General features: G+C 65.3%; 22 protein-coding genes. 14 read left to right on the top strand and 8 right to left on the bottom strand.

Features of this window, described 5'->3' with window-relative positions:
- Positions 1 to 29: 29 nt before the first annotated feature.
- Positions 30 to 2,105: a carbon starvation CstA family protein gene (locus ABZN20_RS16480; RefSeq protein WP_367025967.1), complete on the top strand. Its 2,076-nt coding sequence runs from the start codon at positions 30 to 32 to the stop codon at positions 2,103 to 2,105.
- 116 nt (positions 2,106 to 2,221) lie between these two features.
- Positions 2,222 to 4,609 (top strand): DUF3772 domain-containing protein, encoded by a 2,388-nt coding sequence (locus tag ABZN20_RS16475; protein ID WP_367025966.1) that lies wholly within the window; start codon positions 2,222 to 2,224, stop codon positions 4,607 to 4,609.
- On the opposite strand, the gene ABZN20_RS16470 is transcribed toward ABZN20_RS16475, so the two are convergent.
- Positions 4,566 to 5,378: an inositol monophosphatase family protein gene (locus ABZN20_RS16470; RefSeq protein WP_367025965.1), complete on the bottom strand. Its 813-nt coding sequence runs from the start codon at positions 5,376 to 5,378 to the stop codon at positions 4,566 to 4,568. The two genes, ABZN20_RS16475 and ABZN20_RS16470, sit on opposite strands and share 44 nt — an antisense overlap.
- A 97-nt stretch (positions 5,379 to 5,475) precedes the next feature.
- Between ABZN20_RS16470 and ABZN20_RS16465 the strand changes: the two genes are divergently transcribed.
- Both ABZN20_RS16465 and cysE read left to right on the top strand, forming a co-directional pair.
- Complete coding sequence (locus ABZN20_RS16465) at positions 5,476 to 6,219, top strand: RNA methyltransferase (RefSeq protein ID WP_367025964.1); 744 nt, start codon at positions 5,476 to 5,478, stop codon at positions 6,217 to 6,219.
- Positions 6,203 to 6,961: a serine O-acetyltransferase gene (gene cysE, locus ABZN20_RS16460; RefSeq protein WP_218808829.1), complete on the top strand. Its 759-nt coding sequence runs from the start codon at positions 6,203 to 6,205 to the stop codon at positions 6,959 to 6,961. Before ABZN20_RS16465 ends, cysE begins: the two co-directional genes overlap by 17 nt.
- A gap of 10 nt (positions 6,962 to 6,971) precedes the next feature.
- Here cysE and ABZN20_RS16455 read toward each other — a convergent pair whose 3' ends face one another.
- Positions 6,972 to 7,397 (bottom strand): rhodanese-like domain-containing protein, encoded by a 426-nt coding sequence (locus tag ABZN20_RS16455; protein ID WP_367025963.1) that lies wholly within the window; start codon positions 7,395 to 7,397, stop codon positions 6,972 to 6,974.
- Between the two features lie 444 nt (positions 7,398 to 7,841).
- Between ABZN20_RS16455 and ABZN20_RS16450 the strand changes: the two genes are divergently transcribed.
- The 3 genes from ABZN20_RS16450 (at position 7,842) to ABZN20_RS16440 (ending at position 10,234) form a co-directional block, all read left to right on the top strand.
- Positions 7,842 to 8,657, top strand: a complete 816-nt coding sequence (locus tag ABZN20_RS16450) for a tetratricopeptide repeat protein (RefSeq protein WP_367025962.1) — start codon at positions 7,842 to 7,844, stop codon at positions 8,655 to 8,657.
- 13 nt (positions 8,658 to 8,670) lie between these two features.
- Positions 8,671 to 9,309, top strand: coding sequence for a M15 family metallopeptidase (locus tag ABZN20_RS16445; RefSeq protein WP_218808825.1), 639 nt, complete (start codon positions 8,671 to 8,673; stop codon positions 9,307 to 9,309).
- A 163-nt stretch (positions 9,310 to 9,472) separates the two neighbouring features.
- A complete protein-coding gene (locus ABZN20_RS16440) occupies positions 9,473 to 10,234 on the top strand; it encodes a rhomboid family intramembrane serine protease (RefSeq protein ID WP_367025961.1) in 762 nt (253 codons plus the stop codon).
- 85 nt (positions 10,235 to 10,319) lie between these two features.
- Here the strand turns inward: ABZN20_RS16440 and ABZN20_RS16435 are convergent, their stop codons facing one another.
- Positions 10,320 to 10,583, bottom strand: a complete 264-nt coding sequence (locus ABZN20_RS16435; RefSeq protein ID WP_255556681.1) for a DUF4404 family protein — start codon at positions 10,581 to 10,583, stop codon at positions 10,320 to 10,322.
- Positions 10,584 to 10,864: 281 nt separating this feature from the next.
- Between ABZN20_RS16435 and ABZN20_RS16430 the strand changes: the two genes are divergently transcribed.
- Positions 10,865 to 11,236 (top strand): c-type cytochrome, encoded by a 372-nt coding sequence (locus ABZN20_RS16430; RefSeq protein WP_218808822.1) that lies wholly within the window; start codon positions 10,865 to 10,867, stop codon positions 11,234 to 11,236.
- 95 nt (positions 11,237 to 11,331) lie between these two features.
- Here the strand turns inward: ABZN20_RS16430 and ABZN20_RS16425 are convergent, their stop codons facing one another.
- Both ABZN20_RS16425 and smpB read right to left on the bottom strand, forming a co-directional pair.
- The gene (locus tag ABZN20_RS16425) at positions 11,332 to 12,366 is read right to left on the bottom strand and encodes a D-alanyl-D-alanine carboxypeptidase family protein (RefSeq protein WP_367025960.1); all 1,035 of its coding nucleotides are present in this window, start codon (positions 12,364 to 12,366) and stop codon (positions 11,332 to 11,334) included.
- A 136-nt stretch (positions 12,367 to 12,502) separates the two neighbouring features.
- Entirely contained in the window at positions 12,503 to 12,976 is a 474-nt protein-coding gene (gene smpB, locus ABZN20_RS16420) for an SsrA-binding protein SmpB (protein WP_218808820.1), read from the bottom strand.
- Positions 12,977 to 13,102: 126 nt separating this feature from the next.
- Between smpB and ABZN20_RS16415 the strand changes: the two genes are divergently transcribed.
- A complete protein-coding gene (locus tag ABZN20_RS16415; protein ID WP_218808819.1) occupies positions 13,103 to 14,461 on the top strand; it encodes a sodium-dependent transporter in 1,359 nt (452 codons plus the stop codon).
- Positions 14,461 to 14,766 (top strand): RnfH family protein, encoded by a 306-nt coding sequence (locus ABZN20_RS16410; RefSeq protein ID WP_367025959.1) that lies wholly within the window; start codon positions 14,461 to 14,463, stop codon positions 14,764 to 14,766. Before ABZN20_RS16415 ends, ABZN20_RS16410 begins: the two co-directional genes overlap by 1 nt.
- Here ABZN20_RS16410 and ABZN20_RS16405 read toward each other — a convergent pair.
- On the bottom strand, positions 14,763 to 15,203 hold the full coding sequence (locus ABZN20_RS16405) for an outer membrane protein assembly factor BamE (protein ID WP_255556680.1): 441 nt from the start codon (positions 15,201 to 15,203) through the stop codon (positions 14,763 to 14,765). The genes ABZN20_RS16410 and ABZN20_RS16405 overlap by 4 nt on opposite strands.
- A gap of 89 nt (positions 15,204 to 15,292) precedes the next feature.
- Between ABZN20_RS16405 and fur the strand changes: the two genes are divergently transcribed.
- From fur to lolD, 3 genes are read left to right on the top strand one after another with little or no spacing between them, the layout of a single operon-like run.
- Entirely contained in the window at positions 15,293 to 15,724 is a 432-nt protein-coding gene (gene fur / locus ABZN20_RS16400) for a ferric iron uptake transcriptional regulator (protein ID WP_218808816.1), read from the top strand.
- A 28-nt stretch (positions 15,725 to 15,752) separates the two neighbouring features.
- Complete coding sequence (locus ABZN20_RS16395) at positions 15,753 to 17,000, top strand: lipoprotein-releasing ABC transporter permease subunit (RefSeq protein WP_367025958.1); 1,248 nt, start codon at positions 15,753 to 15,755, stop codon at positions 16,998 to 17,000.
- Positions 16,993 to 17,673, top strand: a complete 681-nt coding sequence (gene lolD, locus ABZN20_RS16390) for a lipoprotein-releasing ABC transporter ATP-binding protein LolD (protein WP_218808814.1) — start codon at positions 16,993 to 16,995, stop codon at positions 17,671 to 17,673. Before ABZN20_RS16395 ends, lolD begins: the two co-directional genes overlap by 8 nt.
- 6 nt (positions 17,674 to 17,679) lie before the next feature.
- Here lolD and ABZN20_RS16385 read toward each other — a convergent pair whose 3' ends face one another.
- Complete coding sequence (locus ABZN20_RS16385; RefSeq protein WP_218808813.1) at positions 17,680 to 18,276, bottom strand: DUF2062 domain-containing protein; 597 nt, start codon at positions 18,274 to 18,276, stop codon at positions 17,680 to 17,682.
- A gap of 64 nt (positions 18,277 to 18,340) precedes the next feature.
- On the opposite strand from ABZN20_RS16385, the gene ABZN20_RS16380 reads away from it, so the two are divergent.
- Positions 18,341 to 20,713 carry a DNA internalization-related competence protein ComEC/Rec2 gene (locus ABZN20_RS16380; protein WP_367025957.1) on the top strand — a complete coding sequence of 791 codons (2,373 nt, stop codon included), beginning with the start codon at positions 18,341 to 18,343 and terminating at the stop codon, positions 20,711 to 20,713.
- Here the strand turns inward: ABZN20_RS16380 and cysN are convergent.
- Positions 20,676 to 22,325: a sulfate adenylyltransferase subunit CysN gene (gene cysN / locus ABZN20_RS16375; protein ID WP_367025956.1), complete on the bottom strand. Its 1,650-nt coding sequence runs from the start codon at positions 22,323 to 22,325 to the stop codon at positions 20,676 to 20,678. The genes ABZN20_RS16380 and cysN overlap by 38 nt on opposite strands.
- Between the last annotated feature and the right edge of the window lie 3 nt (positions 22,326 to 22,328).

Raw genomic sequence — 22,328 nt, 5'->3', positions numbered from 1 at the left:
CGAATGGACAATCAACAAGGAAACACACCATGCCCCCTCGCAATCTCACAGCCATCCTGATCTGGTCCGCCGCCGTGCTGCTCGGCGCATCCGCGCTGGGAGGAATCGCACTCAACCGCGGCGAATCGGTCAGCAGCCTCTGGTTCGTGACCGCGGCGGTCTGCGTCTATGCCCTGAGTTATAGATTCTACAGCGCCTTTGTTGCAAGCCGCGTGCTGCTGCTCGACGCCGGCCGCGCCACGCCCGCGGAACGCTTCAACGACGGCCGCGACTTCGTGCCCACCAACCGCTGGGTCGTGTTCGGCCACCATTTCGCCGCGATCGCCGGCCCCGGCCCGCTGATCGGCCCGACGCTGGCGGCACAGTTCGGCTATTTGCCCGGCACCCTGTGGATATTGATCGGCGCAGTGTTCGGCGGCTGCGTGCAGGATTTCGTGGTGCTGGTGTGCTCAGTCCGCCGCGACGGTCGCTCGCTGGGCCAGATGGCCCGTGACGAACTGGGCCCCATCGGCGGCTCGGCGGCACTCGTCGGCGTCATGGCGATCATGATCATCCTGATCGCGGTCCTCGGCCTGGTCGTGGTCAACGCCATGAAGCACAGCCCCTGGGCGACTTCGACGGTGGCGGCGACGATTCCCATCGCGGTGCTGATCGGCCTGTACATGCGCGAGATCCGCCCGGGACGGGTGATCGAAGCGACGCTGATCGGCGTCAGCCTGCTGATCCTCTCGGTCGCCGGCGGCGGCTGGATCGACCATCACCCGGCCCTGCGCGCCTGGTTCGACTACGACGCCCCCACCCTGGCGCTGATGATCATCGCCTACGGCTTCGCCGCCGCGGTGTTGCCGGTGTGGCTGCTGCTGGCCCCGCGCGATTACCTGTCCACCTTCATGAAGCTGGGCACCATCGCCGCCCTCGCCGTCGCCATCCTGATCCTGCATCCCGACATCAAGATGCCGGCACTCACGACCTTCATCGACGGCACCGGACCGATCTTCGGCGGCAAGGTGTTCCCGTTCGTGTTCATCACCATCGCCTGCGGCGCGGTGTCCGGCTTCCACGCCCTGATCTCGTCCGGCACCACGCCCAAACTGCTGGCCAACGAGGCCGACGCGCGCTTCATCGGCTATGGCGCGATGATGATGGAATCCTTCGTGGCCATCATGGCCATGATCGCGGCGACCGTGCTCGACCCCGGCGTCTATTTCGCCATCAACAGCCCGGCCGGCGTGGTCGGCAAGGAAGCCGCCGACGCGGTGGCGACGATCTCGTCCTGGGGCTTCCCGGTCGATGTCGGGCAAATGGCGGCCCTGGCGCGCGAGATGGGCGAGGCGAGCCTGTTCGCCCGCACCGGCGGCGCCCCTTCATTGGCCGTGGGCATGGCCAGCCTGTTCGCCAGCGCTTTCGGCGACGGCCTGCTGTCGCTGTGGTACCACTTCGCCATCATGTTCGAGGCGCTGTTCATCCTGACCACGCTGGACGCCGGCACCCGGGTCGCCCGCTTCATGCTGCAGGATCTGCTGGGCAACTGGCATCCCGCGCTGGGCCGGACGGGCTGGTATCCCGGCGTGCTGTTCACCTCGGCGCTGGTCGTCGCCGGCTGGGGCTATTTCCTGTACATGGGCACCATCGACCCGCTGGGCGGCATCAACAGCCTGTGGCCGCTGTTCGGCATCGCCAACCAGATGCTGGCGGCCATCGCCCTCTGTGTCGTCACCACCATACTGGTCAAGACCGGCAAGGCTTCCCACGCATGGATCACCGCCCTGCCACTGTCCTGGCTGGTCGTGGTCACCAGCGGCGCGGCCTGGGACAAGCTGTTCAGCCCCGAACTTCGGGTCGGCTTCCTGGCCCACGCCCGCGACCTGAGCGACAAGCTGGCGGCAGGCCTGCTTTCGGCGGATCAAGCCGCCAAGGCCCCACAGCTGATCTTCAACGATTATCTCGATGCCGCCCTGACCGCGGCCTTCCTGGGGCTGAGCTGGATCCTGGTGGCGGACACGCTGAAGGTCTGCTACTGCGTGTTCGCCGGGCGCCCGCATCCGCCCAGCAGCGAGTCGCCCCACATTCCGAGCCGGCTGGCCGAAAACTGGGTCAGGGACTGATCGGGCGCGGCGCTTGCTGAGTGTCGAGTCCCCGGGGAAATCAATGCAAGCTTACGGTAACGATGATCCATACATGCTCGAACAAATTCCACCTCGTCCTCTCTCTGCTTCTGGCAATGGCCGCGGTTTTCGCGCCCGTTTGCGTCCCCGCCCAGGAACCGGCGGGGGAGAAGCCGCTGGCCGCCCGGGTCAAGGACTGGCACGCGCTGCTCGACCGTTACGAAAAAACCCTCGCCAAAGGCGACCTTGACGACGACCGGCTGGTCGAAATCCGTACCGAGCTGGCCTCTCTGCGTTTAGCGGCCCGCTCGGCCGCCGATCTGGCCCAGCCACTGGTGCAGTCCGCGCGGGACGAACTGGCGGCGCTCGGGCCGCCTCCGGGCGAGGGGGAACCGCCGGAAGCGGCGGGCGTCGCCGCCAAGCGCAAGGCCATCGCCGAACGCCTGACGAACATGGAAGGCAGCATGAAAGAGGCCGGTCTGGTCATCACCCGCGCCGATGGCCTGACCGAACGGCTCCAGGCCCTGCGCCGCTCGCGCTTTACGGAACGGGTACTGACCCGCGGCCCCTCGCCGCTCTCCCCGTCCGTATGGCGCAAGGGATTTCAGGAAATGGCGGAAGCGGCGGCGGCGCTGCACCAGGATTTCACGGCCTGGCTGGCCGGCGACGCCGCCGCCGCCAAACTCGACCAGATGCGCTGGCAATTGCCCATCGCCGTGCTGACGGCCGTGCTCATCGCCTGGCCGCTGCGGCTGTGGTTCATCCGGCGCTTCGGTTACGTCGAGCTTGCCGCCGAACCGACCTATGGCCAGCGGCTCCGGACCGCCCTGGTCACCGGCATCATCCGCACTCTTATCCCGTCGGCGGCCGTCCTGGCGCTCTATCTGGGATTCACCGCCGGCGATCTGGTTTCGGACCGCGTTCAGAACATCGTGGAGCCGTTGGCGGCCATGCTGGTGATGTTCTTCTTCGTCGTGGCTTTCTGCCGGGCGGCACTGGCGCCCGGGGAGCCGCTATGGCGGCTGGTCGCGCTCGGCGATCACGGCGCCAAGGTCATCGCCCGCATCGTTACCGCCATGACGGCGGTGTTCGCCATCGACGCGGTCGTCAATGCCTGGGGCAAACGGTTCGAGTGGTCCGTGGAACTCATGGCCTTGCACAACTTCGTGACCGGCCTGTCGATCGCGCTGCTGCTGCTGGTGATCCTCCGGCGGCGGATTTGGGAGTCCGAGGCCGGCACCGCGCGGTGGCCGGGACTGCGCTACGCGCTGACCCTGCTCGTCTACGCCATTCCCATCGCCGCCTTGCCGGGCTACGTGGTGCTGTCGCGGCTCCTCGCCATCCAGCTCGTGCTGTCGATCGGCCTCTACGTGCTGGTCACCGTATTGGCCAAGATCGGCGACGAGTTCGTCAACCATACGCTGAGCGAACACGCCATCGTCGGCAGGCATCTGCGCAGCAACCTGGAAGTCTCGCCCGAAGGCATCGATGCTCTGAGTTTCTGGCTCACCGGACTGGTCCGGCTGAGCATCGGCCTGGCCGGCATCCTGGCGCTGCTGGTCTTGTGGGGCGCGGGCGGCAGCGACCTCAGCGCCTGGCTGTACGAAGCGGTCTTTGGATTCAAGATCGGGAACATCACCGTGTCCCTGGCCGATCTGGCATTCGGCCTGCTCATGTTCGGCGGGATGCTGGTTCTGACCCGCTTCGTCCAGCGGACGCTGGAACACCGCATCCTGCCTCGCACCCGCATCGATCCGGGCCTGCAGCACAGCATCCGCACCGCCGTCGGCTACCTGGGATTCACCCTGGCCCTGATCACGCTGATCTCGGCAGCCGGCTTCGATGTGTCGCAGCTCGCCATCATCGCCGGCGCGCTATCGGTCGGCATCGGCATGGGACTCCAGAACGTGGTCAACAACTTCGTGTCCGGACTGATCCTGCTGGCCGAGCGGCCGATCAAGGTGGGCGACTGGATCGTGGTGGGCGAAACTCAGGGCTATGTGAAGAAGATCAGCGTGCGCGCCACCGAAGTGCTCACCTTCGACAGCGCTTCGGTATTCATCCCCAACTCCGAACTCATCGCCCACCCGGTGACGAACCGGACCTACGCCGACAAGGTGGGGCGAATCGTGATCCCGGTGAGCTTCACCTACGGCACCGACGCGCGGAAGGTCTGCGAAACCTTGATGCAGGTGGCCACGGCCCACCCCAAAGTGCTGCGCCACCCCGGTCCCTTCGTCTTCTTCAAGGAGTTCGGCCCCAGTTCGATGAACTTCGAAGTCATCGCCTTCGTCGCCGACGTCGACACCATGAAGTCGATGACCAGCGAACTCTGCATCGAGATCGATGCAGCCTGCCGCCGCGAAGGATTGTCGATGCCCTACCCGCAGCGCGACGTGCACCTGGACTTCGACCAGGAGCAGCTGGCCCGGCTGCTGGCGAGGCTGGGTACGCCGCAGCTCAGCCCGGCTGCGCCCGGAGCGCTTCCGTCAGATGGGGCCTGATGGCTTCCAGCATGCACTGATGCAGGCGCGGGCTGGCGGTCAGCACGTTGCCGCTGTCCATGTAGCCCTCGCCGCCGTCGAGATCGGTGACGATCCCGCCGGCTTCCTTGATCAGCAGAACGCCCGCCGCGATGTCCCATTTCTGCAGCCCCAGCTCCCAGAAGCCGTCGAGACGGCCGGCCGCCACATAGGCGAGATCGAGCGCCGCCGAACCGGCCCGGCGGATGCCGGCGGTGTCGCGGATCAGCGCCTTCAGCATGCCCAGATAGGCGTCGAGGTGGGTCTGGTCCTTGAAAGGGATGCCGGTGCCGAGCAAGGCGCCGGTCAGGCTGTTCAACTTGGTCACCCGGATGCGCCGGCTGTTCAGGGTGGCGCCGCCGCCCCGTTTGGCGGTGAAGAGGTCCTGCCGCATGGGGTCGTAGATCACCCCGGCTTCCGGAACGCCGCGGTGCAGCAAGGCGATGGAGACGGCGAACTGGGGGAATCCGTGCAGGAAGTTGGTGGTGCCGTCGAGCGGATCGACGACCCAGACGTATTCGTTGCCCCCCCCGCCCTGCCAGCCGCTTTCCTCGCCCAGGAACACATGGGTGGGATAGGCCTTGCGCAGAATCTGCATGATTTCCTGCTCGGCCTGGCGGTCCACCTCGCTGACGAAATCGTTCCGGCTCTTGGGCGCGATCTTCAGCGTGTCGACCCGATCGACGTAGCGGACGATCAAATCGCCGGCGGCGCGTGCCGCGCGAATGGCAATGTTCAGCATGGGATCCATAGCGACCTGCCCTAGTTCTGTCGAAAAGCCGGATAGCCTACCAAAATTCTGATACTATTTTCCGTTCTCAAAAAATCCCGAGCGCAAAAACTCGACCGTGCTCTCCGATATACGCATCGTACTGGTCGAAACCACCCATCCCGGCAACATCGGCGGCGTCGCCCGTGCCATGAAGAACATGGGCCTGAGCGACCTGGCCCTGGTCTCGCCGAAAATCTTCCCCAGTGAACAGGCCACCGCCCGCGCCTCCGGCGCCGACGACCTGCTGGCGGGCGCTCGGGTGGTCGGCTCGCTGGAGAACGCCATCGCGGACTGCCAGGTCGTCATCGGCGCCAGCGCACGCCTTAGAACCATCGCGTGGCCGGAGCTCGACCCCAGAACGGCCGCGGCGAAGATAGCCGGCCTGCCGGAGGGCACCGCCACCGCCATCGTGTTCGGGCGCGAGCATTCGGGGCTGACCAACGAGGAACTGGAGCGCTGCCACTACCTGCTGCACATCGCCGCCAACCCGGAATTCAGTTCACTCAACCTCGCCTGCGCGGTCCAGGTCGTCGCCTACGAGCTCTACCTCGCCGCCGGGCAGGGCAGCTCCGGCCGTTCCGGGGCAGCATTGGCGGACGGCGAACAGATGGCCTCATTCTTCGATCATCTGGAGCGGACGCTGTACGACATAAGGTTCCTGCACCAGCGCAGGTCATCGCCCTCGATCATGCGCAGACTCCGCCGCATCTTCAACAGCGCGCAGATCGAAGCCCAGGAAATCCACCTGCTGCGGGGCATCCTCACCGCGGCCCAGCACAGCGCCGCCGGCGCCGGAATCCGCAATGCTGAAGAAAATTAGAGAAGAGTTCAGCTGCATCTTCGCCCGGGACCCCGCGGCCCAGTCGTTTTTCGAGATACTGACCGTCTATCCCGGCGTCCACGCGGTGCTGATCCACCGCTTCAGCCACTGGCTCTGGAACCACGGCTTGCGCTGGCCCGCGCGGGCCCTGTCCTATCTCGCGCGCTGGGCGACCGGCATCGAGATCCATCCCGGCGCGACGCTGGGCCGCCGCCTGTTCATCGACCACGGCATGGGAGTCGTCATCGGAGAAACCGCGGTGATCGGGGACGATTGCACGCTCTACCACGGGGTGACCCTGGGCGGCACCAGTTGGCAGAAAGGCAAACGCCATCCGACTCTGGGCGACGGGGTGGTGATCGGCGCCGGCGCCAAGGTGCTCGGCCCCATCAGCGTGGGCGACGGCGCGCGCATCGGTTCCAATTCGGTCGTGCTGCGCACCGTGCCCGCCGGCGCCACGGTGGTCGGGATTCCGGGCCACATCATCAACCCGGACCGCAGGGCCCAGGAGGCGCAGCGCTTGGCCATCGCCAGCAAGCTCGGCTTCGACGCCTACGGCATGACGCCGGACATGCCGGACCCGGTCGCCCACGCCGTCAACCACATGCTCGACCACATCCAGGCGCTGGATCAGCAGCTCGCAAGCCTCAAGCAGGCGCTGCGGGAACGCGGGATCGACCTGGAGGAAGCCCCCCTGCCCGAGTTGGACGACTGCCAGCTCGACCCCGGCGACCCGCGTTAACCCGTAATCGTCAACAGCTCCCGCAAGGGGCGAGCTTGTGGCCCTCCGCGCTCCAGACCTGCAAGCCCTTCTCCAGATGGTAGACGCGCTCGTAGCCCAGCTCCTGCGTGAGCATCTTTCCGACCGTGGCGGTGCGGTTGCCTGAACGGCAGACCAGCACCACCGGCCGGGCGGCATCGGAGACGATCGTCTTGAACTGCCGCATCCAGGCGGTGGCGTCGTAAGCACCTTTGGAATCGAAGAACGTCAGCGGCTTGCTTCCCTCGATGACGCCGGTCTTGCGCCATTCCTCGGGCGTCCGGACGTCCACCACCGGAACGCCCTGAGCTTTCAGCGTTTCCAGTTCGTCGGGAGTGATGCCGAGGAGCTCACCGCCGAGAGTCGGCGCACTCGGTAACGATATCGCCAGCGTGACGGCTCGCAGCCATTTGTTCATGTTCGCCTCGTGGGTTCCGGGGATACTGACCGGGTTGGTTTGACCGAAGTGAATCACGAATTTCTAATTTTTCCAAGCTGTGGACAAAATGCATTTTTACGGGCCGGAATCGGCGAAAGGACCGGTTGGGAACGTATCCTCGGAGCGGCGGGAAACAATGGCCGCGATCGACTACACATTGGCACCCGCAGAACGCATCGAATTGTTTCATAACGACTTTGATTTCACTCTTCGCGGCTCTTTACCCACACGGAACCAGGAAATCAAGGTCTTGACGAGAATAAAAGCCGATGCTGATGCAGCCCGCGATATCCACAGAATCTGTGGATAACTTTGTGCGCAGTTTGTCGGCGACCGGCTGCAACGCGGGCTGTTCAACCCGTCCGGCGATTTGCGAAAATCTCGGTCATCCCCCTGTCACACTGCCTTTCCGGAACCCTTTCCATGTCCGATTCCCCATTTGATTTCGACCGCGCCGTCATCGAGGCCAGCTTCACCATCCCGGTGCTGGTGGATTTCTGGGCGCCTTGGTGCGCGCCCTGCCGCGCCCTCACGCCCGCGTTGGAAGCCGTCGCCGCGCGCTTGGCCGGCCGCTTCGAACTGGTCAAGGTGAACACCGAGGAACACCCCGAAATCGCCCAGCAATACGGCGTGCGCGGGATTCCCAACGTCAAGCTTTTCGTCGACGGCGCCGTCGCCGACGAATTCACCGGCGCCTTGCCCGAATCGGCCCTGGAAGACTGGCTGAAGGGCGCCCTGCCCAGCCCTCACCGGGGCCAGTTGAAGCTGGCCGAGGGACTGATCGGCGCCGGCCGGGCGGCAGAAGCGGAACCGGTGCTGCGCCAAGTCCTTGCTGCCGAGCCGGCCAACGGCCGAGCCGCCGTGCTGCTGGCCCACCTGCTCCTCAAGACCCAGCCGGACGAAGCCCTGGAGGCACTCAAACCCATCGGGCCGGACTCCGACCAGAGCGATGCCGCCGAGGCCCTGCGCACGCTGGCCCGGCTGTTCGGGCTGCTGGAGCACCCGGAACGGCTGGCGGAGGCGGACGCCAAATCCGCCTACCTGGACGCGATCGGAAAGATTCGGGAAGAGGATTACGAGCCGGCGCTGGATCAGCTGATCGAACTCGTGCGCAAGGCCCGCGGCTACGACGAGGACGGCGCCCGCAAAGCCTGCGTCGCCATTTTCCGGCTGCTGGGCGACGGCCATGAACTCACTCGCCGCTACCGCGGCCAGCTTTCCAACGCCCTCTATGTTTAAGCTGGGCGGGCTCATGACCACCGTAATCTTGATGAGCGCCGCGGCCACCGCAGCCCCGCTCCGGCCGCCCGTGGAAACCGGTCCGTTCCGGACGCCGGAGCTGATCGAAGTCACACCGCTGGACCCCACGATCAAGCTGGACGTGCGCTACGCCACACCCAACAACTTCGTCCACAAGCCGGTTTACGCCGAACCGCGGGTGTTCCTGCAGCGGCCGGCGGCCGAAGCCGTCGCCCGAGTCAACGCCCGGCTGAAGCCGCAGGGCTACGGCCTGATCCTGTTCGACGGCTACCGCCCCTGGTCGGTGACGCGTCTGTTCTGGGAATCGACCAGCGGCACCCAGCGGATGTTCGTGGCCGATCCCCGCGAGGGCTCGCGCCACAATCGCGGCTGCGCTGTCGACTTGAGCCTCTACGATCTGAAGACCGGTCACGAGGTAGCCATGCCATCCGATTACGACGAGATGACCGAACGCGCCTACCCCGCCTATGAAGGCGGCACGGCGGCGGCCCGCGAGCACCGCGACCGGCTGCGGGTGGCGATGGAAGCCGAAGGCTTCAGCGTTCATCCCCGGGAATGGTGGCATTACGACTATGCCTTATGGCAGGAATATGCCATCCTCGACGTACCGTTTTCCGACATCGGGCACTGAACACCCTTCAGTCGCGCCGCCCGAGCCCCGCGGGGAAAGGAATCGGGGCAACGGAGTCCAGGGATGGCCCTACACACTCACCCGGCACCTTTCCCGGTGGGAAGTGCCCGACGAGCCCACGGCTGGGCACTGACCATCACTCGAACCGACCCAGGGGGCCATCATGTTTCCGCTGCGCGACATCAACCCGGCCCTGCGCCGCCCCATCGCCGTCCTGCTGATCCTGCTGATCAACGTCGGCGCCTGGGCCATCGTACAGGGGCTCGGACAGGACCAACCCCTGGCGCAATCGCTTTGCGAGTATGCGCTCATACCCGGCGAACTGCTCAGGCTGGCGCCGGTCGGCACCATCATCCCGGTCAGCCAGAATTTCGGCTGCCAGCTCGACGGCGACGCGTCGGCCTGGACCCTCGTGACCCACATGTTCCTGCACGGCGGCTGGTTCCACATCATCGGCAACATGTGGTTCCTGTGGGTGTTCGGCGACAATGTGGAAGACGTGATGGGACCGGTGCGCTTCGTCGGCTTCTATGTGCTGTGCGGCCTGGCGGCGGCAGCGGCGCAGATCGCCTCGGACCCGACCGCCGCCGTGCCGATGGTCGGCGCTTCCGGCGCCATCGGCGGCGTCATGGGCGCTTACGCCCGCCTCTACCCCCGCACCCAGGTCATCACCCTGATATTCCTGGGCTTCTACTGGACCACCGTCGCCGTCCCGGCCTTCGCCATGCTCGGCTACTGGTTTTTCATCCAGCTCATCAGCGGCCTACCGGCCCTGGGCGGCGCCAGCGGCGGAGTGGCATTCTGGGCCCATGTCGGCGGCTTCCTCGCCGGCCTCCTTCTGGTCGGGCCGATGCACCGGCCGGATTACCTCGCCCAGCATGCGCGGTTCGCGGCACGCCGGTATTTCGATTCCGGACCGGTCTGAAATTTCCGGAGACGGAAGAGTCGTGCAGGCGCGCGACTCCCCGGCGAAGGCAGACCAGCCGCGCGCCTGCCGGGCCGGCGCGTCCTCAGATGCCCATGTTGCTCAGCGTCACCATCAGGTCGTTGAGTATGCCGGTCAGGCGCGGGTGCTCGACTTCGAAATGCGAGATCGCCTCCTTGAGTTCCGCCACCAGATGCACATGGTGCTCTTCGCTGCCGGCGCCTTGCAGCCGCTGCTCCAGCGTTCCGATCAAAGACTCCAGACGCGCCTTGGAAGCTTTATCCGCCTCCAGCGCCGCAACCTGCGCCCGCAACTGCTCCAAGGTTTCCAAGAGGTCTTTCTCGCTCATTTCCGTCTCCAGCTCCATGATGTGGTGCACGATGCCGGGCTAGTTTACGGTCGCCACGCCCCTTCTGCCAGGGGGACGAAACCGCATCCGGGCGTTAGCGCCTGTATTTACAACAGATGTAGGTCTTGGGTATTCTGACTCGCGCTCTTTGGCAGCAAACATCCGGGATTTTTTCCCTTGGCGGGCCTGTCGGCGGACTGTCATCCTATCCGCCGCCGTACCCGCCATGGCAGACGATGAAAAACTCCCGGTCAATACCCGAAAACAAACAGAGAAACGCAATGGATCACAAGAAGACGTCTATCCGGACAACCGCTCTGGCCACCCTGGTGCTCGGCGCCGTGGCCGCCCCCGCCTTCTCGGCTCCCGTCGACCAGGCCACCTACAATGGCTTCAAGATCTACAAGCAGCAGCGTTGCGAAACCTGCCACGGCGCCACCGGCGAAGGCAGCGCAGCATTCCCCAACCTGCTGAACAGCCTCAAGAACCTGAGCAAGGACCAGTTCACGGAAGTGGTTCTGAAGGGCCGCAACGCCATGCCCCCATTCGAAGCCAACAAGAAGGTGGCAGAAGGCATCGACGACCTCTACACCTACATCAAGGGCCGTTCCGACGGCACCGTGCCGGCGGGCGAACTCGAGAAAGCGCCGTAAGCTCGCTTCCGCATTACCCGCTCCGCCAAGCTGCGCCCCGCACGTCGGGGCGCCGCTCGTTCAGGCTCTCTCCAAATCCTCGTCCGTCGTCCGCCTCAACGCTTCGCCGTGGCCGAAGTCTTCGAAGACTTGGCGCGCACGGGAGAAGATTTCGCCGCGGCCGGCTTGCGTTTGGCGTGCGTGGGCGGCCCCTTCTGCTTCCCAGGGGAAGCGCGCGCAACCGCCGCTTTGGAACGATCTCCGTTCTTCTTACCTGCGGCCGCACGCCCGGCTTTCTTCGGAGCGGCGGAAGCCCGGCTCTCTCCGGAACGCGTCAACAAACGCGGTACGTATCCCTGGTCGAAACCGGCGAACCGCACGCTGGGCTCGCGGCCTTCGATCTGGGCGAATCCGTCGTCGAGAATGTCGCGCATGTGGGCATCCCGGCGGAATGACGAATTGCCGCCGAACACCACGCCTACCAGACGGACGCCGTTGCGGCGGGCCGATGCCACCAGGTTGAAGCCCGAGGCGTTGACGAAGCCGGTCTTGATGCCGTCCGCGCCGTAATAGTTCTCGAGCAGATGATTGTGATTGTGGAAGCTCCGCCCCCGGTACTGGAAGCGCGAAGTGGAGAAATACGGATAGTACTGGGGAAAACGCTTCAGCAGCGCCTTGCCGAGCCGGTACATGTCGCGGGCCGTCGTGACCTGCTCGGGATCGGGCAGCCCCGAGGCATTGCGGAAGACGGTCTGGCTCATGCCCAGCTCGCGCGCTTTTCGCGTCATCATGGCGGCGAAAGCCGGCTCCGAGCCGGCCAGCCCTTCGCCCAGCGTCGCCGCGGCGTCGTTGGCGGAGCAGGTGACCAGGGCCAGGATGCCCTCTTCCACCGTCAGCGGATCGCCCGGCCTGAGACCGATGCGGGAGGGGGACCTGGAGGCGGAATAGCTGGAAGCGTAGAAGGTGTCATGCAACGAAGCTCTGCCCTGCTCGAGCGCCTCGAACACCAGATAGAGGGTCATCATCTTGGTCAGGGAGGCGGGATGCCTGATCTCGTCGGCGTTCCGCTCGTACAGCACCCGATCCGATTCGATCTCCATGACCAGCGCCGAATAGGGGCCGGCAACGGCTTCCCCGGCGACCCAACCCATTGCAGCGGCAACGATAATCCATACAAAGCGACAAAGACGGCGCGACATCACTAAGATTTCCGATGAACTGACGAAACATTCCCTATTATTTTCATTGTCGCCCCCGCCGTGAAAAGGGCAAGAGGCAAAATGAGGCTCAACCCCGCCTCATGACCCGCTGTTTCTCCCGCTCCCAGTCGCGCTCCTTCTCGGTAGCGCGCTTGTCGTGCTGCTTTTTCCCGCGCGCCAGGCCGATTTCGAGCTTCGCGCGGCCCTGCTTCCAATACAGCGACAACGGCACCAGAGTATAGCCCTTGCGTTCCACCTGCCCGATCAGACGGCTGAGCTCCTCCGCATGCAAGAGGAGCTTGCGGCTGCGGGTGGGATCGGGCTGGACGTGGGTGGAAGCCGACGGCAGGGGCGAGAAATGCGCGCCGAACAACCATGCCTCGCCATTCTTCAATACGACGTAGCTTTCCTTGAGCTGCGCCTTGCCCGCCCGCAGACTCTTGACCTCCCAGCCTTCCAGCACCAGGCCCGCTTCGAAGCGTTCCTCGATGAAATATTCATGGGTCGCCTGGCGGTTCTGGGCGATGTTGGCGCTTCCTGCGGCGCTTTTCTTGCTGCTCATGACGGCGGGATTTCTTCGGTCCGGTTCGGTTTGTTATGCTGTGACGATTTTACCCTACTGGCGGCCATGCTCCGAACTTGTGCGAGCGTGTGTCGACAACACGGAGCCATACCCTCGAGGATACCCATGACCGATCAACGATTCGTCCACGTGCAGTGGTCGTCGCGACTGGCCTTCATTCTGGCCGCGAGCGGTTCGGCCATCGGCCTGGGCAACATCTGGAAATTTCCCTATCTCACCGGCGCAAACGGCGGCGGCGCCTTCGTGCTGGTGTACCTGCTGTGCGTCGCGGCCATCGGCATCCCGATCATGATCGCCGAAACCCTGCTCGGACGGCGCGGGCGGCAGAGCCCGATCAACGCCATGCTGAGTCTGGCCGAGGCGGCCAATGCCAGCCCGGCCTGGCGGTATGCGGGCTGGCTGGGCGTGGTGTCGGGTTTCCTGATCCTGTCCTACTACAGCGTCATCGCCGGCTGGGCCATGGCGTACATCTTCAAGATGAACAGCGCGCTGTTCACCCACATCACCCCCGAAACGGCGGCGCGCTACTTCGACGAATTCCGCACCGATCCCCAGATCCAGGTGATCTGGCACACCCTGTTCATGGCGGCCACCATGGCCATCGTGAGCCGCGGCGTGAGCGGCGGCCTGGAGAAAGGCACGCGCTACCTGATGCCGGCGCTGCTGGTCATGCTGGTCGTCCTGGTCCTCTATGCGGGGGGCACCGAAGGCTTCGGCCGGGCCATCGCTTTTCTGTTCCTGCCCGATTTTTCCCGGCTGAGCGGGGAAAGCGTGCTGACCGCCATGGGGCAAGCCTTCTTCTCGCTGGGGCTGGGCATGGGCTCGATCATGGTCTATGGCTCCTATCTGCCCGGCCATGTTTCCATCGCCCGATCCACGCTATTCATTGCGGCTGCCGATACTGCGGTCGCCCTGTTTGCAGGCCTGGCGATTTTCCCCATCGTGTTCAGCAACCATCTGGAACCCGGCATGGGACCGGGCCTGATTTTCCAGACCCTGCCGATCGCTTTCGGCGCCATGCCGGGCGGATCGTTCTTCGGCGCCCTGTTTTTCGTCCTGGTCTTTTTCGCCGCGCTGACTTCGTCGATCGCCATGATCGAACCGGCGGTCGCCTGGCTGACCGAGAACCGAGGGCTGAGCCGGGAAGCCGCCAGCGCCTGGAGTGGCTTGGCCTGCTGGGGGCTGGGCCTGGGCACCCTGTTGTCTTTCAGTTCCTGGTCGGACGTCCGATTCTTCGACAGGAACCTGTTCGAACTGCTCGACTTCCTGACCGCGGACGTCATGCTTCCCGCCGGCGGCGTCTTGGTCGCCGTATTCGCCGGCTGGGTGCTGAGCCGCCGGGACACCGCTGAGGAGCTGGAAATGGCCGACCCCCGCGGTTATGAGACCTGGAGGTTCCTGGTGCGCTACGTCGCCCCCGCCGGCATGGGCATCATCTTCCTGAAGGCGATGGAGCTGATCTGATGACCGGCGCGCCAGAACCGATCCGCGTGGAAGTGGCTTACGCCCGGCCCGACGTCCAGGTCATCGTGCCGCTCGGCGTCGCAGAGGAGACCTCCGCGGCGGCCGCCATCGAGGCATCCGGGCTGCTGGAAAAATTCCCGGAAATCGACCTGGCGGTCAACAAGATCGGCATCTTCGGCAAGGCCTGCGGGGTCGATCAGCCTTTGCGGCAAGGCGACCGGGTGGAGATCTACCGGCCTTTGATCGCCGACCCCAAGGAATCGCGCCGCCAGCGGGCGGCCAAGAAGGGCGAGGAAAAAGCCTAGCCGTTGCCGAACCAGCTCTTGATGTGTCCCCAAAGGCTCTGGTCGCGCTCGATCTTGGGGATGTCGACGTTCACGTCCTTGCTGGCGTCCAGGGAGGGCAGTTCGCCCGGCTTGAAGTCGCCCTGCAGCCCCACCAGTTCGTCCTGGTCGAACATGAGCGAAATCCGGCGCTGGACGCGCTCCTCGCCGCCCGGCTGATTGGAATAGACGTAGTCCCAGCGGTCGTCGTGGAACGGGCTCACCGTGAGCGGCGACCCCATGATGAACGTCACCTGGCGCCTGTTCATGCCCGGCTTCAGCTGGTCCACCATTTCCTGCGAGACGATGTTCCCCTGATGAATGTCCAGGTGATAAAGAAAGGGAATTCGGTCGACGTAGGTGCAGGCGGCCAACGGGAGAGTGGCGATCAGGGAGAGTATGGTACGATGTGGGTGCATGACGGGATGAAATCGCAGCCGGGTTCGAGCGGCACCATGCCGCATAATACCCGATCGAGGATTTTGAAGACATAGCGCGCTCGAACTCCATGGAAACGCAAGACATACGCAACGCCGGCCTCAAGGTCACCCTGCCCCGGATCAAGATCCTGGAAATGCTCGAGGAGCAGTCCGACCAGGAACGGCATCTGACCGCGGAAGACGTGTACAAGCGGCTGATCCAGCAGGGCGAGGAAATCGGGCTGGCGACCGTGTACCGCGTGCTGACCCAGTTCGAGGCGGCCGGCCTCGTCAAGCGCCATCATTTCGAAGGCGGCAATTCGATCTTCGAGTTCAACCGCGGCGAGCACCACGATCACATCGTCTGCGTCAAATGCGGGCGGGTCGAGGAATTCAGCGACGAGATGATCGAAAGCCGGCAAAAGGAAATCGCGAAAAACCTTGATTTTTCCCTGACCGACCACTCGCTCTGCCTCTACGGCATCTGCGCGCATTGCCGCACGGCCGCCCCCCATCCCTGACCTTTCCTCAAGGCTTCTCGGCCCCTCCATGTTCAAGCCGCTCGTCCTGTTCATCGGTCTGCGCTATACGCGCGCCAAACGGCGCACCCGCTTCATTTCCTTCATCACGCTGACGTCGGTACTGGGCATCGCGCTGGGGGTCACCGCGCTGATCACCGTGCTTTCGGTCATGAACGGCTTCGAGGCGGAGCTGCGCGAACGCATCCTCGGCATGACCTCGCACGCGTCCATTTCCGGCCCGGGCGGCGCTCTGGGCGAATGGCGGGTACTCGAGCCGGCGCTTTCGGAAGATTCCCGTATCCTGGGGTGGGCGCCCTACATCGAAGGCCAGGCCATGCTCAGTTCCGAACGGCGCGCCAGCGGCGCGATGCTGCGGGGCGTCCTGCCGGACTACGAGCCCCGGGTCTCGGACGTGGCGAACCATATGCAGCTCGGCAAGCTCGCCGACCTGGAGCCCGGCCAGTTCGGCATCATCCTGGGCGCGGAACTGGCGGCTTATCTCGGCGTATCCACCGGCGACAAGGTCACGGTCATCACGCCGCAGGTCACCGCGACGCCGGCGGGCATCCTCCCCAGGCTCAAGCGCTTCACCGTGATCGGCACGTTCCAGGTCGGCATGTTCGAATACGACCGGAACCTCGCCCTGATCCAGCTCGACGACGCGGCCCGCCTGCTGCACATGGAGGGCGAGATCAGCGGACTGCGGCTCAAACTCGACGACCTGTTCAACGCCCACCGCATCGCCCGCGACCTGGGGCCGAAGCTGCCCGGCGACTACTACGTCACCGACTGGACCCAGGCGCACACCAACTTCTTCCGCGCCATCAAGACCGAGAAGCGGGTGATGTTCATGATCCTCCTGCTGATCGTCGCCGTGGCCGCGTTCAACATCGTTTCGACCCTGGTCATGGTGGTGACGGACAAGCGCGCCGACATCGCCATCCTCCGCACCCAGGGCATGACGCCCGCCAGCGTGATGGGCATCTTCATGGTGCTCGGCACCGTGATCGGCGCGGTGGGCACCCTGATCGGCGGCGTCGGCGGCGTGCTCCTGGCCTTGAACGTCTCCGAGATCGTGAACTGGATCGAAAGCCAGCTCAGCATGAAATTCCTGTCCGCCGACGTCTATTACATCAGCGACCTGCCGTCCAAGCTGAACTGGACCGACGTGTTCCAGATCACGAGCATGGCCTTCCTGCTGTCCTTGCTGGCCACGATCTATCCGGCCTGGCAGGCTTCGCGGGTGCGCCCGGCGGAGGAGCTGCGCTATGAATGAGCCCGTCCTCGAATGCCGCGCTCTGCACAAGCGCTTCGTCCAGGGCATCCTCGACGTCGAGGTTCTACACGGGGTAGACCTGCGCATCCGGCGGGGCCAGCGCTTGGCCATCATGGGTGCTTCCGGCTCCGGCAAGAGCACTCTCCTGCATCTCCTGGGCGGGCTGGACAGTCCCACCAGCGGGAAGGTCCTGATGGACGGGATCGACCTGGCCTCGCTGAACGAACGCCGGCTGGCCGGCCTGCGCAACAGGACGCTGGGATTCGTCTACCAGTTCCATCACCTGCTGGGCGAATTCACCGTGCTGGAGAACGTCGCCATGCCGCTCCTGATCGGCGGCTCGTCCGTTACCGAAGCGAGGGGAAGCGCCGCGGCGCTATTGCAGAGGGTGGGCCTGGGGAATCGCCTGGAACACAAGCCGGGAGAGCTTTCCGGCGGCGAACGGCAGCGGGCGGCGATCGCCCGGGCGCTGGTGACGCGCCCGAAATGCGTCTTGGCGGACGAGCCTACCGGCAACCTGGACAGTAAGACCGCGGAGCAGGTCTATCAGCTCATGCTCGAACTCAACCAGGAATTCGGAGTCAGCTTCGTCATCGTGACCCACGACGCGGCACTGGCCCACAAGATGGATGAGGTCCTCCACATGGAGGACGGGCGGCTGGTCCGGCCCTGAGCGGGCTCAGAGCTTGTCGGCGTGATGGAGGTGCAACAGCTTCCAGTACGCCCGGCAGCTCAGGTTCACCAGATAATGGCTGTTGAGCGGCTTGGACCGCAGCTTGCGGAACTCCCAATGCTGCCGCACCGAGCGCCGCCATAGCCAGCGGATGGAGAAATAGCCCAGCACGGCCCCCAGGTTCATGAGCGTGAAACAGCCGACCAGGAGCGGCGCCCCGAGGTTCCATGCGGTTTCGATGCTGAAGAACGAGGAAAACTCGGTAAAGGTGAACGAATCCAGGCCCAGGATCCAGGTCCCGACCAGGTAGGCGAAATAGTACATCGGCACCCAGGTCAGGGGGTTGGTGATCCACACCAGCGCCACCGCCAGAGGCACGTTGGCGTCGAAATAGATCGAAAGGATCGCCGCGATGATCATCTGCCAGGGCAGCGGCGGGGTATACATCGCCCACAGCCCGACGGCGAATGCCCGCGATACCGAACGCCGGTTCAGATGCCAAAGATTCGGGGCGTGCAGTTTTTCCCCCAGGAACTCGAGGCTCTTGATCTCCCTGATCCGTTGCCGGTCCGGCATGTAACGCTTGAGAATCTTCTTGGGCATGAGGCGTCTTGTACTGATGAGGCTGTCGGCCGGGGCGGCTATTGTACGTGCTCCGTTTGCAAAGATGAAAGCGAGCGCCAGGGCGGGCCGCAACGGCATCCCGGCGCTGCTGGCCTTCGTGTGCGGCGGCATCGCGGTGCAGACGCTGCCGGAACTGCCGTCGCCGATGCTGCTGACCGGCCTCGCCGTCGCCGCCCCGATCCTGTTCCTCTGCCGCCGGTCTCTCGCCTGCGCGCTGCTGCTGGGCTTTGCCTGGGCCTCGGCCTTCGCCCTCCTCCGCCTGCATGACGAACTGCCCCGCAATCTCGAAGGGCGGGACATCATTGTCGAAGGCACCATCGCCAGCCTGCCGGAACCGAATGAAAGGGGCGTGCGCTTCGAATTCGACGTCGGCCGGATCGTCAGTCCGGAGGGTGGCCGAGCCCCCGGACATCTCCGCCTGACCTGGTACGACACCGACCGCACCCTCCGCGCGGGAGAGCACTGGCGCCTGACCGTCCGGCTCAAACGCCCGCACGGCATGCTCAATCCCGGCGGGATGGACTACGAACTCTGGCTGTTCTCCCGGAACATCCGTGCCCTCGGCTACGTGCGCGAATCCCCCGGCAACGCGCTGCTGAGGCCGGCGAATCCCTGGCTGCCCGGCGCTTGGCGCCAAACCCTGTCGGATCGCATCCATGCCGCCCTGGCCGACAGCCCGTTCGACGGCGTGATCCAGGCATTGGTCATGGGCGCCGAAGATGCCATCACCCCGTCCCAGTGGGAGGTGTTGAGGCGCACCGGCACCGCCCATCTGATCGCCATTTCCGGCTCCCACATCAGCCTGGTTGCCCTCCTCGCCTACGGCATCGCGGCAGGGGCCGCCGCCCTGCTGCAAGTGATGCGCTGGCCGCCTCCGGCCCTGGCCGCCTCGACGGCGGTCGCCGCGGCAGCCGGCTATTCCGCCCTCACCGGCTTCGCAATACCGACACGGCGGGCGCTGATCATGATCGCGATCGCCATGGGCGGCATCATCGCCCAGCGCCATCTCCGCCCGGTCCATACGCTGACATGGGCGCTCGCAGCCGTCGTCCTGCTCGATCCGCTCGCCGTGACCTCGCCGGGGTTCTGGCTGTCCTTCCTGGCGGTCGGGTTCATTCTCTATCTGCTGACCTGCCGGCTGCATCGCGCCGGATTCGTGCGGGGGCTGGCCTGGACCAACTGGGCCACCAGCCTCGGCCTCGCGCCGGTGCTGCTGTTCTTCTTCGGCCAGATCTCACTGATATCGCCCCTGGCGAATCTGTTCGCCGTCCCGGTGCTGGGCTTGGCGATCACGCCTCTGGCGCTGTTCGGCGCCCTGGTGCTCTTGGTCTGGCCCGCGGCAGGGATCGTCTTGATGGGATTCACGGAAACGCTTGTCGCCTGGACCTGGAAAGCGCTCGAATGGCTCTCCGCCCTCCCCTGGGCACAATGGCAGCATGCCGCCCCACCGTTACCGATGGCGCTGCTCGCGGCCTTTGGCGCAGCGGTGCTGATGATTCCGCGCGGCATTCCCGGACGCTGGCTGGGCCTGTTCCTGCTGCTGCCGGCTGCGACCTATGCCCCCGGCCCGCCGCCCGAAGGCAGCTACCGGCTCACCGTGCTGGACGTCGGCCAGGCGCTGGCCAGCGTGGTGGAAACCCATGCCCATACGCTGGTGTTCGACACCGGCGCACGCCTGAGCGACAGCTTCGACATGGGCACGGCGGTGCTGGAGCCTTATCTTCGCGCCCGCGGCATCTCGGCCATCGATACCCTCGTGGTCAGTCATGGCGACAACGACCACATCGGAGGAGCCGCCGCCCTGCTGCAGCGCTTCCCGGTCGCCGCGGCACTGAGCAGCGTGCCGGACAAACTTTCACATCCCGCCGCGAAAAGCTGCCGGGCCGGGCAAAGCTGGGAATGGGACGGAGTGCGGTTCGAGATGCTGTGGCCGCCCACCCCGGAGGGAGCCGAGGGGGAAGGCACCACGGCCGACGATGACAACGACACGTCCTGTGTGCTGAAGATCAGCGCCACTCAGGGCGGCGCCCTGCTGACCGGCGACATCGAACGCAGCGCCGAGTCCGGCCTGGTAACGCGCTATGCCGCGGCACTGGCCAGCACGGTACTGGTCGCGCCGCATCACGGCAGCAAGACCTCGTCCACCCCGGAATTCTTGAGCGAAGTGCGGCCGTCCACCGTTCTGGTTTCGGCCGGCTATCGCAACCGCTGGGGATTTCCGAGTCCTCAGGTGATGGAACGCTACCGGCGCCTCGGCATCCGGGTATTCGACACCGCCAGCGGCGGCGCATTGACCGTCCGGCCCGGTGCCGATGGTGCGGGACCCGAACTCATTCCCTACCGCCTGAGCCATCGCCGCTACTGGCACGATACCGCGCCTAGGACAGAATCCCCTGCTGGCGCAGCGCCTCGATGAGCTCGGCCACGTCCCGTCCGTCCACGGACAGCACCACCCGCCCCTCGCCCGAACCGAGCTCGCCATGCGCCAGTGGGCACAAACAGATCAGCCCTGCGTGGTTGACGAGTTGCGCCGCCCGGATCAGCTCGGCACCGAAGGCCTCATCCTCGAGCACCGTCGCCGGATGGCCGATATCGAACAGCGCCCGCTCGAGCCGATAAGCCATCTCATGACGCTGGGGTCCGGTGAGCCAGACGGTGAGGGCCTTCTGGCCGAAGCGGGCGGCGCGCTCCTCGGCGGTGACCTTGCGGAAGCCGGTTTCGCCCTGGACCGGACCTGAAATCATGCCGGCGCCGACGGTGACGTTGGTCAGCCGGTCGATGACGATGAAGGCGCCGGTATCCTTGCAGCGGGCATAGGCGTCGAATGCCAGCGGAGCGCTCAATGCCAGCTCGCACAAACCGATCTCGTTGAGATTGAGCTGGCCGGCCGGGTGCTGTTCCAAGGTGTTGACGTCGATCCGGTGGCGGATGGTGGCCACCGAGCCGGTGAGGGTCCGGGTGGCGTGCTTGAGGAGGTATTGCTTCCCCGGAATCAGCGGGGCTTCGGTCATCCACACCAGATGCGCCTCGAAGCGGCTGTCGAGGTGCGGCAGGCGGTCGGGGTGCACCAGGAGGTCGCCGCGGCTGACGTCGATCTCGTCCTCCAGGGTGAGGGTGACGGCCTGGGGCGGGAAGGCTGCCTCCAGTTCGCCGTCGTAGGTGACGATGGACTGGATCCGGCTGGTCGTCCTGGCCGGCAGCACCAGGACCGGGTCGCCCGGTTTGAACACCCCGGCGGCGACGGTGCCGCTGTAGCCGCGGAAGTCGAGGTGGGGCCGGTTGACGTACTGCACCGGGAATCGCGGGTCGTCGAAGTTCCGGTCCTGGGCGATCTCGAGGGTGTTGAGCAGCGCGATCAGGGACGGCCCGCCGTACCAGGGCATGGCCGCGCTCTTGTGCACCACGTTGTCGCCGTTCAAGGCGGAGATGGGGATGAAGCGCACGTCGTGCAGCTCGAGCTTGTCGGCGAAGGCCAGGTAGTCGGCGCGGATGCGGTCGAACACGGCTTCGCTGTGGTCCACCAGGTCCATCTTGTTGATGGCGACCAGGACGTGCTTGATCCCCAGCAGCGAGACGATGTAGCTGTGGCGCCGGGTCTGCACCTGCACCCCGTGGCGGGCGTCGATCAGGATGATGGCCAGGTCGCAGGTGGAGGCGCCGGTGGCCATGTTGCGGGTGTACTGCTCATGGCCGGGGGTGTCGGCGATGATGAACTTGCGCTGGGCCGTGGAGAAGTAGCGGTAGGCCACGTCGATGGTGATGCCCTGCTCGCGCTCGGCCTGCAGGCCGTCGACCAGGAGGGCCAGGTCGAGCTCGCCGCCGGTGGTGCCGGACTTGAGGCTGTCGCGCCGCACCGCGCTGAGCTGGTCCTCGTAGATCATCTGGGAGTCGTGCAGCAGCCGCCCGATCAGGGTGCTCTTGCCGTCGTCGACGCTGCCGCAGGTCAGGAGCCGCAAGAGCTCCTTCTGCTCGTGCTGGGCCAGGTAGGCGTGGATGTCGGTGCCGATGAGGTCGGATTGGTGTGACATGAT

This window comes from Methylococcus sp. ANG (assembly GCF_040730495.1).
GTDB lineage: Bacteria > Pseudomonadota > Gammaproteobacteria > Methylococcales > Methylococcaceae > Methylococcus.
This window is presented reverse-complemented; position numbering and strand designations above follow the sequence as displayed.